The sequence below is a fragment of the Pseudoxanthomonas winnipegensis genome, assembly GCF_004283755.1.
GTDB lineage: Bacteria > Pseudomonadota > Gammaproteobacteria > Xanthomonadales > Xanthomonadaceae > Pseudoxanthomonas_A > Pseudoxanthomonas_A winnipegensis.
The window spans coordinates 155,439-172,772 of the sequence record NZ_SHMH01000003.1; the positions used below are offsets into that span (position 1 = coordinate 155,439).

General features: G+C 71.9%; 11 protein-coding genes. 6 read left to right on the forward strand and 5 right to left on the reverse strand.

Annotated elements, in window-relative coordinates:
• Positions 1-293 precede the first annotated feature (293 nt).
• On the forward strand, positions 294-1,397 hold the full coding sequence (locus EAT51_RS20410; RefSeq protein ID WP_205953577.1) for a DUF5671 domain-containing protein: 1,104 nt from the start codon (positions 294-296) through the stop codon (positions 1,395-1,397).
• Between the two features lie 40 nt (positions 1,398-1,437).
• Here the strand turns inward: EAT51_RS20410 and EAT51_RS06985 are convergent, their stop codons facing one another.
• Positions 1,438-2,790, reverse strand: coding sequence for a sensor histidine kinase (locus tag EAT51_RS06985; protein ID WP_130519455.1), 1,353 nt, complete (start codon positions 2,788-2,790; stop codon positions 1,438-1,440).
• Positions 2,787-3,491, reverse strand: a complete 705-nt coding sequence (locus tag EAT51_RS06990; RefSeq protein WP_130519457.1) for a response regulator — start codon at positions 3,489-3,491, stop codon at positions 2,787-2,789. The genes EAT51_RS06985 and EAT51_RS06990 overlap by 4 nt, the downstream gene beginning before the upstream one ends.
• Positions 3,492-3,700: 209 nt before the next feature.
• Here EAT51_RS06990 and EAT51_RS06995 point away from each other — a divergent pair, with 209 nt between their 5' ends.
• A complete protein-coding gene (locus EAT51_RS06995; RefSeq protein ID WP_205953578.1) occupies positions 3,701-4,954 on the forward strand; it encodes a hypothetical protein in 1,254 nt (417 codons plus the stop codon).
• Here the strand turns inward: EAT51_RS06995 and EAT51_RS07000 are convergent.
• Positions 4,938-6,335, reverse strand: a complete 1,398-nt coding sequence (locus EAT51_RS07000; protein ID WP_130519459.1) for a GntP family permease — start codon at positions 6,333-6,335, stop codon at positions 4,938-4,940. The genes EAT51_RS06995 and EAT51_RS07000 overlap by 17 nt on opposite strands.
• Positions 6,336-6,511: 176 nt before the next feature.
• Between EAT51_RS07000 and EAT51_RS07005 the strand changes: the two genes are divergently transcribed.
• The 3 genes from EAT51_RS07005 to EAT51_RS07015 all read left to right on the forward strand — a co-directional run bounded on the left by EAT51_RS07005 (position 6,512) and on the right by EAT51_RS07015 (position 12,775).
• Positions 6,512-8,728 carry a TonB-dependent receptor gene (locus EAT51_RS07005; protein ID WP_130519461.1) on the forward strand — a complete coding sequence of 739 codons (2,217 nt, stop codon included), beginning with the start codon at positions 6,512-6,514 and terminating at the stop codon, positions 8,726-8,728.
• Between the two features lie 164 nt (positions 8,729-8,892).
• A complete protein-coding gene (locus EAT51_RS07010; protein ID WP_425478260.1) occupies positions 8,893-12,228 on the forward strand; it encodes a PAS-domain containing protein in 3,336 nt (1,111 codons plus the stop codon).
• A 58-nt stretch (positions 12,229-12,286) separates the two neighbouring features.
• Positions 12,287-12,775 carry an NUDIX hydrolase gene (locus EAT51_RS07015; protein WP_130519463.1) on the forward strand — a complete coding sequence of 163 codons (489 nt, stop codon included), beginning with the start codon at positions 12,287-12,289 and terminating at the stop codon, positions 12,773-12,775.
• Between the two features lie 197 nt (positions 12,776-12,972).
• Here EAT51_RS07015 and EAT51_RS07020 read toward each other — a convergent pair whose 3' ends face one another.
• On the reverse strand, positions 12,973-13,638 hold the full coding sequence (locus EAT51_RS07020; RefSeq protein ID WP_130519465.1) for a response regulator: 666 nt from the start codon (positions 13,636-13,638) through the stop codon (positions 12,973-12,975).
• 212 nt (positions 13,639-13,850) lie between these two features.
• Here EAT51_RS07020 and EAT51_RS07025 point away from each other — a divergent pair, with 212 nt between their 5' ends.
• A complete protein-coding gene (locus EAT51_RS07025) occupies positions 13,851-15,593 on the forward strand; it encodes a D-(-)-3-hydroxybutyrate oligomer hydrolase (RefSeq protein ID WP_228257842.1) in 1,743 nt (580 codons plus the stop codon).
• 502 nt (positions 15,594-16,095) lie between these two features.
• On the opposite strand, the gene EAT51_RS07030 is transcribed toward EAT51_RS07025, so the two are convergent.
• A complete protein-coding gene (locus tag EAT51_RS07030) occupies positions 16,096-17,331 on the reverse strand; it encodes a beta-ketoacyl-[acyl-carrier-protein] synthase family protein (RefSeq protein WP_130519469.1) in 1,236 nt (411 codons plus the stop codon).
• Positions 17,332-17,334 lie beyond the last annotated feature (3 nt).

Here is a 17,334-nt window from a genome sequence, read left to right on the forward strand (position 1 = left end):
TCGAGTTGGAAGAAGTCCTGATCTATTCGCCGCAGCGCCTAGATCTGGGCGGGCGTGCGGAGAGCGGGCCAGGGATGGCCCGCGGCGGCGAGTCCGCCGTAGATGGCGGACCGAGCCGAGGAGCCACGCCTGGCCGGGTCGAGGCTGGTTGGCGAAGTCAGCGCACCGCCGCCGCACGCATGTCTCAACTGGTTCACGCCCCCCACACCCACACCCAAGCGAAGCGCTTTTTTGTGTGCGCAGGACGCCCTGCTAGAGTGCGGCGACATTCGCGCAGGGAAGGAAGGAGCGTCGTGGGCACATCGACCGATCTGGATCGCTTCGTGCGCGATGCGCTACTGGCGGGGCAATCGCGGCAGGCCATCCGCGCGGTGCTGCTGCAGGCGGGCTGGTCGCCCGAGCAACTGGCCAATGTGCTGGACGACTATGCCGAGGTCGATTTCCCCGTGCCGGTGCCGCGCCCGCGGGCGTCGCTGTCGGCGCGCGACGCCTTCATGTATCTGGTGCTGTTCTCGCTGCTGTATTTCCTCTGCTATCACCTGGGCAGCCTGCTGTTCGACATGATCAATGCCGCGTTGCCGGATCCGGCCGACAACGGGGCGCGCCTGGATTTCTTCGCGTGCACGCGCTTTTCGACCGCTGCGCTGCTGATCGCCTTCCCGGCCTTCGCCTGGCTGGCCGGGCGGCTGCACCGCGAGATCCGCCAGGCGCCGATCAAGCGGCTCTCGCCGGTGCGGCGCTGGCTGACCTATCTGACCTTGTTCGTCAGCACGCTGACCCTGATCGGCGACATGACGGCCCTGGTCTACAACCTGCTGTCGGGCGAGATCACCTGGCGCTTCCTGCTGAAGGTGCTGGTGGTGGCGGCGATCGCGGGAAGCGTGTTCGGCTACTACCTGCGCGATCTGCGCAGCGACGAGGCCAGCGCCGCATCGGCGCTGCCGCTGGGGCGTCGCCTGCTGCTGATCGGCGGCCTGCTGGCGATCGGCGCGGTGGTCGGGGGCTTCGTCCTGACCGGCGGTCCGGTGCATCAGCGCGCTCTACGCATGGATCAGCGCCGGGTGAGCGATCTGCAGGACATCGTCACCGCCGTCCAGGCCTATGCGACGGAACACCGCCGCCTGCCGGCCAGCCTGGCTGAGATGGCGGCGCAGCCTGGCGTTGGGCTCGCCACGCAGGATCCAGTGAGTGCCGCGCCCTACAGCTATACCGCGCTGGGGCCGAAGCGCGTGCGCCTCTGCGCGGCGTTCGAGACCGATACCACCGACAAGCGCCCGCGTCGGCCCTGGATGATCGAGGCGCAGTGGGCGCACGGCGTGGGCCGCACCTGCTTCGAGCGCGACATCGAACTGCCCAAGCCCGAGGACGCGCAAGGCCAGACCACGGCGCAGCCGTAGCGCCCGATGGTGGCGACGGACGCGACGTCGTGTCCGGGCCTCAGCGCAGCGGCAGGCTGAGCGTGGCGCGCAATCCGTGCGGCGTGCGGTTGGCCAGGAGCAACCGGCCGCCGTGGGCTTCGGCGATGCGCTCGGCGATCGCCAGGCCCAGGCCGGCGCCGCCGGTCGCGCGGCTGCGCGAGCTTTCCAGGCGCTTGAACGGGGTGGTGATGCCGGCCAGCTGGTCTTCCGGGATGCCGGGGCCTGCGTCGTCGATGTGCAGGTCGATCCGATCCGCGTGGGCTTCGATGCCCAGGCGCGCGCTGCCGGCGAAGCGCAGCGCATTGTCGAGCAGGTTGTCGATGGCGCGGTGCAGTGTGGTGGGGTCGGCCTGGAGGCGCGTATCCCGGTTCGCCGGGACGAGGGCGACGTCCTGACCCAGCGAGACCCGGTCCGCCGCGATGCCCGCGACCAGGGCGTCGAGATCGACCGGCTGCAGCCGCGCCGGCTGTGCCTGGGCATGCGCGTAGGCGAGCATCTGCTCGATCATGGCGGCCATGCGGTCCAGGTCGCCGATCATGCGCTGGCGGTCGGCGCCGGGGACGAGCTCGGCGCGGATGCGCAGGCCGGTCAGCGGCGTGCGCAGGTCGTGGGCGATGGCGGCGAAGGCCTGCAGGCGTTCGCCGGCATGCCGGGCCAGGCGGGCGTGCATGGCGTTCATGGCCTCGCCGACCGCGCGCAGCTCCGGGGGGCCGTCGAGTGGGAAGCCCGCTCCACTCTCCAGGTCGCTGATCGCCGCCGCCCGCGCCAGGCGCTGGATCGGCCGGGAGAGCCGCCTCGCGGCAAACCACACCGGCAGCGCCAGCAGCGCCATCGCCACGCCGAACGCCGCCGTCATCCGCAGCCGCCAGCCCGCCAGCCGCTGGTCGATCGGCGTCAGCGTGCGCCAGCGTCCGTCGTTGCCCTGGATCGCCGCGGTGAAGGCGGGCAGCGAGGTGTCCATGCCGACCCGCGCGTCGGCGTCGTAGCGCATCTGGAAGCCGCGCGCGTCGCTGTCCACCAGCAGGGTGCGGTCGCCGACCAGGACCACGCTCTGCCCGTTGCCGCTGGCCTTGCCCGCGCCCGCCGCGTCCAGCCAGCACGCCCGTACGCGCCCCGGCTGGGTGCCCGTGGCCTGCGCCAGCGTCGCCTCCACCGGCGCGACGCGGGGACAGCCGGGCGGCGCAGCACGCGGCTCGATTCTGAAGCGGCCGCCGTGCTGCCCGTCGAGGGCGGCCGCGGCCTCGCGCACGCTCATGCGGATGGGTGCGGGCGTGGGCGTGGCCAGGACGATGCCGAAGCACAGGGCGAAGGCCAGCAGCAGGGTGACCAGCGCCAGCGCCGCCACCTGCACCAGGATGGGCGGCGGCCTCATCCCCGCGTCACCGGCGCGCGGAAGCGATAGCCGAGGCTGCGCACGGTCTCGATCAGCGCAGCGCCCCCGGCCGCGGCCAGGCGCCGGCGCAGGCGGCTGACGGCTAGGTCGATCGCGCGTTCGAACGGCCCTTCCGCCGCCTCGTGGGTCAGGTCCAGCAGCCGGTCGCGGCTGAGCACGCGGCTGGGATGACGGACGAAGGCCAGCAGCATCCGGGATTCCCCGGCGGTCAGTGCGAGCGTCGCGCCGTCGGGCGTGGTCAGGCGATGGGCATCGGCCTCGAACACCCATCCGGAGAACAGATAGGGACTGGTCGGCGGAGCGGCGCGCGGCGCCTGCCGGCGCAGGATGGCGCGCACCCGGGCCAGCAGTTCGCGCGGGTCGAAGGGCTTGCCGAGGTAGTCGAACGCGCCGACCTCCAGGCCGACGACGCGGTCGGTCACCTCGACCAGCGCGCTGAGCAGCAGGACCGGCGGGCCGTCCTGGCTCAGGCGCCGGCAGATCGACAGCCCGTCCTCGCCCGGCAGCATGATGTCCAGGATCACCAGGTCGGCCGGCTGGCGCTGGAGCAGCGCGTCCAGGCCGGCGGCATCGTCGGTGCCGCGCACCTCGAAGCCGTGCCGGCCCAGGTAGGCGACGATGGCCTCGCGCACGCTGTCGTCGTCCTCGACCACAACGATCCGGTTGTCCTTGCCTGCCATGCGCCTTTCATAAAGCGGAGACGTATCGGGATTGTGTCGCCATCGGCGCTGGCGATACAGGCCGGGCATCGAGGCGATACGGCGCGGCGCTGGGATGGCGGCCTCGTCCACTTCCCTGGAGTCACCGATGCATCTGCGTGCGATGTTCCGTTCCCTTTGCTGGCTGGGCGTTGGCGGCGTTGGCGCCATCTATCTTCCCCGTACAGGCGTTGCCGATCGCCGCTGACGGTCATGACGACCCGGCAGCGACCGCCGCGGCGGCCATCGCCGAATACCGGGTGCTGTGCCAGCGCGACCATGCGCGTCTGTGGGGCCAGAGCCTGTGCGGCCCGATCATGCTGGTCGAGCGCGACACGCGCACGCTATTCGTGGACCGCGACGTGCCCGGGCAGGGCCTGCAGCGACGGCGCGGCGTGTTCGTGGGCCAGTTGCCGGCGGACATCGGCATCGCCAACACCGCGACCGAATGGGCCGGGCAGCGCTGGACGATGCTGCAGCTGCCGCTCCCGCAGGGCCGGCAGGCCCGCGCCGAACTGCTGATGCACGAGGCGTTCCATCGCATCCAGCCCGCGCGCCTGCCACCGCCCGTCGCGCCGCTGCCCGAGCATTTGGACCAGTTCGACGGGCGCGTCGGCCTGCGGCTGGAATGGCGCGCGCTGGCGCAAGCGCTGCGCAGCAGCGGCGCGCAGCGGCAGGCGGCCATCGCCGATGCGCTGGCGTTCCGCGCCGGGCGGCGGCAGCGTTTCGAGGACGCGGCCGTGCGCGAGAACGCGCTGGAGATCAACGAGGGGCTGGCCGAATACACCGGCCGCCGCCTCGGCGACGCGGGCGATCCCGCCGTGTCGGCCATCGCCACGCTGGAGGACTACGACCACAGGCGCGGCTATGTGCGCAGCTTCGCCTATGCGTCCGGGCCGGCCTATGGCCTGCTGCTGGACGCGCTGGCGCCGGGCTGGCGCCAGGGCCTGCGGCCCGACAGCGACCTGGGAACCCTGCTGCAGCACGCCGCCGGCGACCCGCCGCTGCCCGATCCCGCCGTGGCCGGCCAGCGCTACGGCGAGGAGGCGATCCGCCGCGAGGAAACCACGATCCGCGAGGCGCACGACCAGCAGGCCGCGCAGTGGCGCGCGCAGCTGGTGGACGGCCCGCTGCTGCGGCTGCCGCTGGTGCACATGAGCATCGAGTTCGACCCGCGCACCGTGTTCCCCCTGCCGCCGCAGGGCACGGTCTATCCGCACGCGATCATCCGCGACGACTGGGGCACGCTGACGGTCGAGCGCGGCGTGCTGCTCGCCGGCGACTGGAAGTCCGCGACGGTGGCCGGACCGGCCAGCGCGGTGGACGGCCGCAACCAGGGGCCGGGCTGGACGCTGGAGCTGGCGGCGGACTGGGTGCTGACCGACGGCGCGGTGCGTCGTCGATCCGAGGCGCAGCCGCCGGCGCCGGCTACACCCAGCCGGTGAGGTAATACGCGGCGATCACCACGAACACCGCCAGCGTCTTGACCAGGGTGATGGCGAACACGTCCTTGTAGGACTGGCGGTGGCTCAGGCCGGTGACCGCCAGCAGGGTGATCACCGCGCCGTTGTGCGGCAGGGTGTCCATGCCGCCGGAGGCCATCGCGGCCACGCGGTGCAGCACCTCCATCGGGATGCCGGCCGCCTGCGCGTTGGCGATGAAGCTGTCGGCCATTGCCGCCAGGGCGATGCTCATGCCGCCGCTGGCCGAGCCGGTGATGCCGGCCAGCGCGGTGACCGAGACGGCCTCGTTGACCAGCGGGTTGGGGATCGCGCCCAGCCCGTGGGCCACCACCAGGAAGCCCGGCAGCGCCGCGATCACCGCGCCGAAGCCGTATTCGGATGCGGTGTTCATCGAGGCCAGCAGCGCGCCGCCGATCGCCGAGCGGGTGCCCTCGGCGAAGCTGGCCAGCACCGGCCTCCAGGCGAAGGCGATCACGCAGGCGATGCCGCACAGCAGCGCGGCCTGCACGGCCCAGATCGCGGCGACCTTGGAGACCTCCTGCACCACCGGCGCCGGGTTGCCGATCACCGCCGGCACGAACGAGGCGCTGCTGCCGTACCACTGCGGGATCCAGCGGGTGAAGGCGAAGTTGGCCACGCCCACCACCAGCAGCGGCAGGATCGCCAGCAGGGGGTGGGCTAGGCGATCGCCCCTGAAGGGTTCTGGTTCGTTGCGCAGCTCGCCGCCGTAACCCTCGCCGGCGCGTGCGGCGGCGCGGCGGCGCCATTCCAGATAGCTCATGCCCAGCACCAGGATGAACACCGCGCCGAGGGTGCCCAGCACCGGCGCGGCCCAGGCCGTGGTGCCGAAGAACGCGGTGGGGATGATGTTCTGGATCTGCGGCGTGCCGGGCAGCGCGTCCATGGTGAAGGTGAAGGCGCCCAGCGCGATGGTGCCGGGGATCAGCCGCTTGGGGATGTCGCTCTGGCGGAACAGCTCGGCGGCGAAGGGATACACGGCGAACACCACCACGAACAGCGACACCCCGCCGTAGGTCAGCAGCGCGCACACCAGCACGATCGACAGCATCGCCCGCTGCGCGCCGACCACGCGGATGGTGGCCGCCACGATCGACTTGGAGAAGCCCGAGATCTCGATCAGCTTGCCGAACACCGCGCCCAGCAGGAACACCGGAAAGTACAGCTTGAGGAAACCGACCATCTTCTCCATGAACAGGCCGGTGAACATCGGCGCCACCAACGAGGCGTCGGTGAGCAGCACCGCGCCGAGCGCGGCCACCGGTGCGAACAGGATGACGCTGTAGCCGCGGTAGGCCACGAACATCAGGAAGCACAGCGCGGCCAGCACGATCAGGAACGACATGGCACCACTCTCCAGCCGCCAGGACACGGCTTGCGCGGGGCGAGTATCGGCAGCGGCCGCATGGACGCGCTCCTGTACCAAGGTACAAGTGATGGCCCTGCGGCCGGTGCCTAGAGTTGCGCCCAACTTGCGGCGATCCCGCCGCGAGGTCGTACCCGGGGAGGGGGGGAATGACCATGAAGCGCAAGCACCTGTGCCTGGCGATCGCCGGCTTGTTGATGACGCCGGCCAGCGGCGCCTGGGCCCAGCAAACCGAACCTGGCCAGGCGAGCGAGGGCGCCAAGGCCACCACGCTCGACGCGGTCACCGTCACCGCGCGCAAGCGCGAGGAGACCCTGCAGGAAGTGCCGGTGGCGGTGACCGCCTTCACCCCGCAGGCGCTGGACAAGCTCAACATCCAGGACATCGGCGATCTCGATGCGCAGGTGCCCAACCTGACCATCTATGCCGCGCGCGGTTCCACCAGCACCGCGACCGTGTACATCCGCGGCGTGGGTCAGGCCGATCCGCTGTGGGGCGTGGATCCGGGCGTGGGCATCTACCTGGACGATGTCTACATCGCCCGACCGCAGGGCGCGCTGCTGGACGTGTTCGACGTCGGCCGCATCGAGGTGCTGCGCGGCCCGCAGGGCACGCTGTACGGCAAGAACACCATCGGCGGCGCCATCAAGTACATCAGCCGCGAGCTGCCCAAGCAGCTGGACGGCTACGCCCAGCTGACCGTGGGCAACTACGACCAGCTCGACTTCAAGGGCGGCATCGGCGGCCCGATCGGCGGCAGCGAGGCGCTGCGCGCGCGGCTGTCGGTGGCCAGCATGAACCGCGACGGCTTCGGCAAGAACCTGGTCAACGATCAGGAGGTCAGCGACAAGGAGATCAACGCCGCGCGCTTCCAGCTGGGCGCCTTCGCCAACGAGCAGTTCGATGCGCAGTTCGCGGTGGACTGGCTGGACGACCAGTCCGGCGTGCGCGGCGCCAAGCTGCTCAAGGCCAATCCGCTGGCACCGGCCTATCCGCCGCTGTCCAGCCGCTACGACATCCGCAGCGGCATGCCCAACGTCAACGACACCACGGTCAAGGGCGCCTCGGCCACGCTCAACTGGCGGCCCAGCGCCGACTGGGCGGTCAAGTACGTGATCGCCAAGCGCGAGTCGGATACCGATACCAATATCGACTTCGACGAGACCCCGCTGAAGCTGGTCGACGTGCATGCCGACTATTACGACCAGCAGGTCAGCCACGAGCTGCAGGCCAACTATGATGGCGGCGGCCGCGCGCGTGGGGTCATGGGCCTGTACTACTTCGACGGCGAGGCCGGTGGCCAGGTCCGCAACTACTTCTCCAATCCCTACCTGCCCAGGTCGCTGACCAATCCGCTGTTCGGCGACACCCAGGGCAAGGTGCTGACCAAGAGCGTGGCGCTGTATGCGGACTGGACCTTCGATCTGACCGACAAGCTCAAGCTGGACGTCGGCGCGCGCTACACCGACGAGGACAAGCACGCCATCGCCCTCAACCGCTTCTACACCAGCGACAGCTACACCACCTCCTGGGGCACGGCGGCCAACTTCGACAAGACGGTCAACTTCAAGAACGTCTCGCCCAAGCTGTCGGTCGATTACCAGTTCACGCCCGACCTGATGGCCTACGTGTCGGCCTCGCGCGGCTTCAAGTCCGGCGGCTACAACATCCGCGCCAACACCACCGCGGTGCCGCGCTCGGGCCAGCCCTTCGACGACGAGCAGGTGGACAGCTACGAGATCGGCAGCAAGATGGGGCTGCTGGACGGCCGCGCCTTCCTCAACCTGGCCTACTTCTACAACAAGTACAAGGATATCCAGCTCTCGGTCTTCACCCAGTACCAGTTGCCCAACGGCAGCTATAGCTTCTTCGGCGACTTCACCAACGCCGGCAAGGGCACGGTGCAGGGCGTGGAGGTGGAGTACCAGTTCCTGCCGAGCCGGCACTGGCTGATCAGCGGCAACCTGGCCTGGCTGGATGCCAAGTACGACGAGTTCATGAGCGGCGGCGTCAACATCGCCAAGACCCAGTACTTCACCAACGCGCCCAAGTACTCCGGCGCGCTGAACGTGGAGTGGCGCACCGATCTGGCCGGCGGCGGCAACCTGTCCGCACGCGCCACCTACAGCTACCAGAGCGAGGTCTGGCCCACCACCGACCTGTCCAAGGAGATCCGCCAGGATGGTTACGGCCTGCTGTCGGCCGGCGTGATCTGGAAGCTCGACGACGCCTGGAGCCTGTCGCTGCAGGGCACCAACCTGACCGACAAGGCCTACCGCACCACCGGCTACAACATCGCCGCCTACGGCGTGCTGACCGGCTTCTACGGCGCGCCCCGTCAGGTGCAGGCCAGCGTGCGCTACGACTTCTGACCGCTGCGTGGTCAGGGTCGAACGACCGGCCCGGCGCAAGCCGGGCCTCGTCCATCCGGGGCAGGGCGCTGGCGGTATGCTCGGCCAATGCGGAGGCAGGACACATCGCGGGCGCGCGCCGCAAGGCGCTGGTGCGGGCAGGGCACGTCGGCTGAGCGGTGCCCATGCGCCTGGGTGAGGCGCCCATGCTGAGCATGTGGATGGTCGCGCTGGCCGGGCTGGCGTGGCTGGCGCTGATGTTCGGCACCGCCCTCTATGGAGAGCGCCATCCGGCGGTGCTGGCGCGGCGCTGGCGCCACGTCTACGCGCTGTCGCTGGCGGTGCATTGCACCTCGTGGACGTTCTACGGCACGGTGACCCAGGCCGCACGATACGGTTGGCCGCTGCCGCCGACCTTCCTCGGGGCGATCCTGCTGTACGCGCTGGCGGTGGCCTTCATGGTGCGCCTGGTGCGGCTGGCGCGCGAGACCAATGCCACCTCGCTGGCCGATCTGATCGCCACCCGCCTGGGCAAGGATGCGTGGCTGGCGGCGATCGTGACCGGCGTGGCCGTGCTCGGGCTGGTGCCCTACGTGGCCCTGCAGCTGCGCGCGGTGACGATGAGCGTGTCCACGCTCACCGGCAATGTGGCCCATGCCGACCAGGTGCCCGCGCCGCTGCGCGACGGCGCCCTGTACGTGGCGCTGGCGATGGCGGTGTTCGCGATGCTGTTCGGCACGCGCCGGGCGAATGCGGCCGAGCACAACCGCGGGCTGGTGCTGGCGATGGCGTTCGAGTCGCTGTTCAAACTGGCGGCGATGCTGGCCCTGGGCGCGTTCGTCTGGCTGGGGCTGGACGTGGACTGGACGCGCGCGGCCAGCGCCGCACCTGTGCCGGCTGCCGATGGCTTCGTGCCGCTGGTGCTGCTGGGCGCGCTGGCCATGTTCATCCTGCCGCACCAGTTCCATGTGGCGGTGGTCGAATGCCGCGACGAGCGTGACGTGGCCACCGCGCGCTGGCTGTTCCCGCTGTACCTGCTGCTGATCGCGCTGCCGGCGCTGCCGCTGGCGCGCGCCGGCAGCTTGCTGCTGGGCGGGCATGTGCCCTCTGACATGTACGCGCTGGCGCTGCCGTTCGCGGCCGGGCACGCGGGCCTGGGGCTGTTCGCCTTCCTGGGCGGGCTGAGCGCGGCGACCGGCATGGTGGTGATCAGCACGCTGACCTTGAGTCTGATGATCGGCAACCACTGGTTCGCGCCCGGCCTGCTGCGCGGAGCCTGGCTGCGCGGGCAGGGCGAGGATCGCCGCGGCGAACTGCTGACCCTGCGCCGGGTGGGCATCGTGGCGATCATGCTGCTGGCCTGGGCCTACAACCGGCTGATCGGCGGCAACGACGCGCTGGCCGACGTGGGCGCGGTGTCCTTCTCCGCGCTGGCCACCCTGGTGCCGGCGCTGTGCTTCGCGGTGTGGCGCCCGCAGACGCCGCCGCGCGCGGCGCTGCTGGGCCTGCTGGCGGCGTTCGCCACCTGGGCTTGGGTGATGCTGGTGCCGATGCTGTGGCCGGTGGACGCGTCGCTCTGGCGGCATGTGCCGCGCGTGCTCACTCCGGCCGGGCTGTTCGGCCTGACCGGCTGGAGCGCGCTGGGCCGCGCGGTCGGCGCCAGCCTGTTCCTGGGCGCGCTGGTCACGCTGGCGGCGACCGGCTGGCGCCAGGCGCCGCGCGGCAGCGCGCGCCGGCTGGACCGCGCCGCGCTGCGCGAGGCCGGGCGGCGCTTCCTGGGGCACGAGCGCATCGAACACCTGCTCGCCGGCGCGCCCGACGCCGGGCCGGTGCCGCTGGCCACCGAGCAGCGCATCGAACGCGAGCTCTCCGCGGTGCTGGGCTCGGCCTCCACGCGCCTGCTGCTCAATGCCGCGCGCAGCCAGGCCGGCGAGCTGGACACCGTGGCGGCCATCGTCGGCGAGGCCTCGGCCGACCTGCGCTTCAACCAGCAGGTGCTGGAGGCGGCGCTGCGCAACATGAGCCAGGGCATCAGCGTGGTCGATCGCGAACAGCGGCTGGTGGCCTGGAACCCGCGCTATGCGCAGCTGTTCGGCTTCCCGCCGGAGCTGCTCCAGGTCGGCCGGCCGATCGCCGATCTCACCGCCTGGGCCTTGCAGCGCATGCCCCACCGCAACAGCGCCGAGCATGCGCTGGACCGGCGTCTGGCGTTCATGCGCGCCGGCACCGCGCACCTGACCGAGCGCGTGTTCCCCGACGGCACCATCGTCGAGATCCGCGGCAACCCGATGCCGGGCGGCGGCTTCGTGGCCACCTACACCGATGTGACCGACTCGCGCCGCGCCGAGGCCGGGCTCAAGCGCGCCAACGAGACCCTGGAGCAGCGCGTGGCCGAGCGCACCGCGCTGCTGGAGCGCGCCAAGGCCGAGGCCGAGCATGCCAACGATGCCAAGAGCCGCTTCCTGGCCGCCATCGGCCACGACCTGATGCAGCCGCTGCACGCCGCGCAGCTGTTCACCGACGCACTGGCCCAGCGCACGCCCGCGCAGGACCACGACACGCTGCGCCAGTTGGCCGGCTCGCTGGAGTCCACCCACGACCTGCTCAGTGGCCTGCTGGACATGTCGCGGCTGGAGGCCGGCGGCCTGGTGCCGGCGCCGCGCGACTTCCCACTGTCCGAACTGCTCGATCCCCTGGCCGCGCAGGTGCGCGCGATGGCGGCCGAGAAGGGCCTGCGCTTCGGCTATGTGCCCAGCCGCGCCTGGGTGCGCAGCGACCCGCAGCTGCTGCGTCGGATCGTGCAGAACTTCCTGGTCAACGCGGTGCGCTACACCGCGCGCGGCGGGGTGCTGCTGGGAACGCGGCGCGTCGGCGCGCGGCTGCGCATCGTGGTGTACGACAGCGGGCCGGGCATCGCGCCGGAGCAGCAGCGGCTGATCTTCGAGGAGTTCCGTCGTGGCCAGGACGCCGGCGGCCAGGGCCTGGGGCTGGGCCTGGCCATCGCCGAACGCATCGCCGGGCTGCTCGACACGCCGCTCTCGCTGCGCAGCGCGCCGGGCCGCGGCACCGCCTTCGGCGTCGAACTTGCGCGTCTGCCGGCGCCGCGCGCCGCACGCGCCGCGGTGCGCGGACAGGGCGCCCTGCCGCTGGCCGGCCTGCGCGTGCTGGCGGTGGACAACGACGAGGCCGCGCTGGCCGCCCTGGCGGCGTTGCTGCAGGGCTGGGGCTGCGAGGTGGCCACCGCCGCCGACGAGGCGCAGGCGCGTGCGGCGCTAGCGCATGCGTCGGCCGCGCTGTGGCTGTTCGACTATCACCTGGATCGCGGCGACACCGGTGTAGCCCTGCATGCGTGCCTGTCCGATGCATTCGGCGCGCGCCCATGCGTGCTGCTCTCGGCCGACGCCTCCGGCGCGGTGCGCGACGCCGCGCGCGCGGCCGACCTGCCGCTGCTGGCCAAGCCACTGCGGCCGCTGGCGCTGAAGTCCGTACTCGACCGGCTGCTGGCCGCGCGCGCGGGTTGAACACCGCGGCGCCGGTGGGGGGCGACTACAATGGGCGTTTGACCGCCACGCCCTCGCCATGCCCTATACCCCGATCACCGGCACGCTCGGCTACGTGCTTTCGCCCGACGGCACGCAGGTACTGATGATCCACCGCAACGCGCGGCCCGAGGACGAACACCTGGGCAAGTACAACGGGCTGGGCGGCAAGCTGGAGAACGACGAGGACATCGCCGCCGGCATGGTGCGCGAGATCGCCGAGGAGGCCGGCATCGAATGCACGGCGATGGAGCTGCGCGGCACCATCAGCTGGCCCGGCTTCGGCCGCAATGGCGAGGACTGGCTGTGCTTCATCTTCCTCATCACCGCCTGGACCGGTACACCGCTGACCTCCAACCCGGAGGGCACGCTGGAGTGGGCGCCGATCGAGCGCCTGGGCGAGCTGCCCATGTGGGAGGGCGACCGCCACTTCCTGCCGCTGGTGTTCGATGGCGATCCGAGGCCGTTCCACGGTGTGATGCCGTATCGCAACGGGCGCATGGTGTCGTGGAGCTTTAGCCGCTTCTGAAGCGGGTGGTGCGCCCGGCGGCGAAGGTGGTTGAGCGTCGTGCTAGCGGCTGAGGGGGGCTCTTTGTGGGGAAGTCACAAGCAAAGGCACCCCCTCCCAGCCTCACCCTTCGCAGCGCGAAAGGGGAGGGGCCGTATTCCGCCTTCGTGGAGGCGGCGGTGTGATCAGCTCGGTCGGCGGCGCTTGGCTGGCGCCGCTCAGCCTTCGAGCTGGCGCGCGGGGTCGGTGAGTTCCAGCTCGCGCAGGATCACTCCGGCCTGGGTGCGGTTGCGCACGCCCAGGCGCTCGAAGATCGAGGACACGTGCGCCTTGACCGTGCGCTCCTGCACGTCCAGGCGGTCGGCGATCTGCTTGTTGAGCAGCCCCTGGGCGACATAGCCCAGCACGCGGAACTGCTGCGGCGACAGGCTGGCCAGGCGCGCGGCCAGCGCCGTGTCGTGCGCGGAGGATTGCGCCCGCGTCACCGCCGTGCGCAGCGAAGCCGGCAGCCACTGTTCGCAGGCCAGCACGCAGCGGATGGCCTCGCGCAGTTCCTCCAGCCCGGCGCTCTTGGGCAGGTAGCCGGCCGCGCCGTGGTCCAGCGCGCGCCGCACGACGCGCGGGTCGTCGTTGGCCGAGACCACGACCACCGCCACCGCCGGGAACTGCGCGCGGATCGCGGCCAGCCCGGCCAGGCCGTGGTTGCCGGGCATGTGCAGGTCCAGCAGCACCAGATCGATCTCCGGATGCGCCTCCAGCGCCTGCAGCACCGCGTCGAGCGAATCGGCTTCCAGCATCTCCAGGGCGGCCACCGCATCGGCCGCCGCGCCGCGCAACGCGGCGCGGAACAGGGGATGGTCGTCGGCGATCAGCAGGGTGGGCATGGCGGCGGCGGTCGGTGGGTGGCGAGGGCTAACGTTAGCAAGCCGCGTCCGCCGGCGGCTGGTACCAAAGTACGATGCGGCCGGCCTGCAGCCGCAGGTAGCGTGGCGCCATGCATGGAACCCGATCCGCCAGCCGCCTGTCGGCATTGCTCTTATCCGGCGCGCTTGCCGCGTGCGCTACGCCGCAGGCCCGCCCGCACGCGGAGGCCGGCGTGACCGGCGCCCCGCAGGTCACGGTGCACCGCGACGGCGATGATCTGCTGACCGCCGGCCTCGGGCTGGCCGGGCTGCAGGCTCCGACGCCGCCGGCCTTCGCCAGGCCCGACGCGCCCACGCCGGCCGAACTGCGCAGGCGTGCGATCTGGTCCAACTGGCGCGGCATCGCCGATCTCTCGCCCACCGGCGGCTACGGCACGCTCTACGGCAGCGTGGCGCGCGTGCCGGGCCGCGAGTACGCCGCGCTGGCCACGGTGCCCGGCGCGCGCCAACCGCATCGCGTGCTGGTCCAGGTACCCGACGCTTTCGATCAGCGGCGGCGCTGCGTGGTGGTGGCGCCGTCGTCGGGCTCGCGCGGGGTATATGGCGCCATCGCCGTGGGCGGCGCCTGGGCACTGCCGCGCGGCTGCGCGGTGGCCTATACGGACAAGGGCACCGGTACCGACTATTTCGACCTGGATGCGGGCCGCGGCTTTGCGCTGGACGGCAGCTCGGCCGCGCCGGGCGAACAGGCGTTGGCCTTCGCTCCCCAGCCCGCGGCCGGGGCGGGCGGCGTGGCGTTCAAGCACGCGCATTCGCAGGACAACCCGGAAGCCGACTGGGGCCGGCACGTGCAGCAGGCCGCGCGCTTCGCGCTGCAGGCGCTGGATGCGGCCTTCCCGCAGGCCGCGCCGTTCACTGCGGACAATACGCGTGTGATCGCGGTCGGCATCTCCAACGGCGGCGGCGCGGTGCTGCGCGCGGCCGAGCTGGACGACGCGCTCATCGATGCCGTCGTCGCCGGCGAACCCAACGTCTACGTCGAAGGCGCACCCGGCGCGCGTGCGCTGTACGACTTCGCCAGCGAGGCGGCGCTGCTGATGCCTTGCGCCTTGCTCGACCTGCCGCCGGCGGCGCTGCCGCAGCCGCCGCTGCGCGCCCAGGTCGAACCGCTGTGGACCGCGCGCTGCGCCGCGCTCCAGGCGCAGGGGCTGGTCGAGGGCGCGACGCCTGCGGCGCAGGCCGCCTCGGCGCACGCGCAGCTGCGGGCCAGTGGCTGGAGCGAAGCGGCGTTGGCCTCCGGCGCGGCCAGCGTGGGTTTCGACCTGTGGCGCGCGATCCTGGCGACCTACGCCTCGGCCTACGGCCGCTATGCGCCGGGCGAGCACCCGTGCGGCTATCGCTGGTCGGCGCAGAACGCGGACCTCTCCCCGCGCGCGGCCACGGCCGTCGAACGCGCGGCGTGGTGGTCCGACGCCAGCGGCATCCCGCCCGGCAACGGCGTGGGCCTGATCGATGCCAGGCTGGCCGCGCCCGACCCGACGCTGCCGGGGCTGCTCTGCCTGCGCGCGCTGTGGGACGGGCACGGCCGGGACGCCCAACGCGTGCGCGCGGGCATCGCGGGCACCCATGCCGGACTGCCGCGGGCCGGGCTGCCGGTGCTGGTGGTGCACGGCACCGACGACGGCCTGATCCCGCCGGCGTTCACCAGCGCGCCCTATGTCGCCGCCGCACGCGCGGCCGGCCGGCCGGTGCGCTACTGGCAGGTGCGCAACGGCGAGCACTTCGACGCCTTCCTCGCCCTGCCGGCGTACGGCGCGCGCTACACGCCGATGCTGCCGCACGTCTATGCCGCACTGGATCGCGTGGCCGATGTGCTCGACGGCAAGGCCGCGCCGCCGGCCGATGCGACGATCGAGGCGCGCGGCCGCGGCACCGGTGCGGTGGAGGCCGCGCAGTTCGGCGTGGCGGTGAAGTAAGGAGGCTGGCACCAGGCGCCATCCACGCGAAAGCGGGGTCAGCGCCTTGGCCATTCAAGAACGAAGGTCAACGGGCCTGGCCTTCGCGGGGCGACGGCGCTGGTGCGGCAAGAGGGGCTTCAACCAGGTTGCGTGACGCGCATCGCCCGCCCGGATTGCTGGAGGCGACACGCTGTCGCCGTAGAGCCAAGCGGAGTGCCGTGGAACCGTGCCGTTGGCGGCCGATGCGACCTGCGCGGTTCTCCACAGCCGGTGTGGATGAGTGCTGGGGCAAGCATGTGGATAAGCCGCGCGCGCCCAGTCGTGGCAAGGCGGCGCGCGAAGATGGCGAAAAAATGACCAGCGCGCGGCAGTTCATCCACAGGGCCTGTGGATGGAAGCTGGACAAGGATGTGGATAAGCGCGTGAGCGCGTTGCGGGGCGGGCGTGTCAAGTGGATTGGCACAAAAATGACCAGGCCGCATCGCGCCGCATGACGCGCTGCGTGGAACCTTGCGAGGCTTCAATCCGCCGCGCGCAGCGCGATCACCGCATTGAGTCCGCCGAAGGCGAAGGAGTTGCTCAGCACCGCGCGCACCGGGCGGGCACGCGCCTGGTTGGGCACGTAGTCCAGGTCGCATTCCGGATCGGGATCGAGGAAGTTGGCGGTCGGCGGCACCACCTGCTCGCGCAGCGCGCCGATCGCGGCCACCAGTTCCAGCGCACCGGCCGCGCCGAGCGCGTGGCCGTGCACGGCCTTGGTCGAGCTCACCGCCAGCGCCTCGGCGTGCGCGCCGAACACCTGCCGCAGCGCGCGGGTCTCGCAGCGGTCGTTGGCCTGGGTGCCGGTGCCGTGGGCGTTGACGTAGTCGATCCGTTCCGGCGAAAGGCCGGCGTCCTGCAGCGCCAGGCGCATGGCCGCGGCCGCACCGTCGATGCTGGGCGCGACGATGTCGCCGGCGTCGGCGCTCATGCCGAATCCGGCCAGCTCGGCCAGCGGTCGCGCGCCGCGGGCGGCGGCGTGTTCGGCGCTTTCCAGCACGAACAGCCCGGCGCCTTCGCCCAGCACCAGGCCGCTGCGCTGCGCGCAGAACGGCCGGCAGGTGTCGTCGCTGACCACGCGCATCGCCTCCCAGGCGCGGATCAGGGCCAGGCTCAGGCAGGCCTCGCTGCCGCCGGCGATGGCCACCTCGGCCAGGCCGTGGCGCACCATCAGCGCGGCCTGGGCCAGCGCGTGATTGGCCGAGGCGCAGGCGCTGGAGACGGCGAAGGCCGGCCCGCGCAGGCCGAAGGCGATGCTGATCTGGCTGGCCGCGGCGTTGTTCATGCTGCGCACGATGGTCAGCGGGTGCAGGCGCTCGGCCTGATCGCGGTAGAGCCGGCGCGACTGCTCGTCGCGGCTGAGCTCGGCGCCCACGCCGGTGCCGACCACCACCGCGCAGCGCGCGCCGAGCGCGGACTCTGCACTCAGGCCGGCCTGGGTCATCGCCTCCTGGGCGGCGACCAGCGCCATCTGGGTCATGCGGTCGAGCTGGCCGGGGGCGATGCCGCCGGTCTGCGTCGCGTCCGGGGCGAACCCGGGCAAGGTCGCCGCCATCCGCATCTTCAGCGTGCTGTGCGGATCGGGCGAGGCCAGGGGCGCGATGCCGCTGCGACCGTCGCGCATCGCGCTCCACAGCGCCGGCGCGCCCAGGCCGAGCGCGCTGACCGCGCCCATGCCGGTGATCACCACGCGCCGCGCCCGCACGGAGGCGTCCATGGC

Bases quoted from the DNA above. Each gene is read 5' to 3' on its own strand.
- EAT51_RS06985 (WP_130519455.1), bottom strand. From the start codon at position 2,790: ATGAGGCCGCCGCCCATCCTGGTGCAGGTGGCGGCGCTGGCGCTGGTC.
- EAT51_RS06990 (WP_130519457.1), bottom strand. From the start codon at position 3,491: ATGGCAGGCAAGGACAACCGGATCGTTGTGGTCGAGGACGACGACAGC.
- EAT51_RS07000 (WP_130519459.1), bottom strand. From the start codon at position 6,335: ATGTCGTTCCTGATCGTGCTGGCCGCGCTGTGCTTCCTGATGTTCGTG.
- EAT51_RS07005 (WP_130519461.1), top strand. From the start codon at position 6,512: ATGAAGCGCAAGCACCTGTGCCTGGCGATCGCCGGCTTGTTGATGACG.
- EAT51_RS07010 (WP_425478260.1), top strand. From the start codon at position 8,893: ATGCGCCTGGGTGAGGCGCCCATGCTGAGCATGTGGATGGTCGCGCTG.
- EAT51_RS07015 (WP_130519463.1), top strand. From the start codon at position 12,287: ATGCCCTATACCCCGATCACCGGCACGCTCGGCTACGTGCTTTCGCCC.
- EAT51_RS07020 (WP_130519465.1), bottom strand. From the start codon at position 13,638: ATGCCCACCCTGCTGATCGCCGACGACCATCCCCTGTTCCGCGCCGCG.
- EAT51_RS07030 (WP_130519469.1), bottom strand. From the start codon at position 17,331: ATGGACGCCTCCGTGCGGGCGCGGCGCGTGGTGATCACCGGCATGGGC.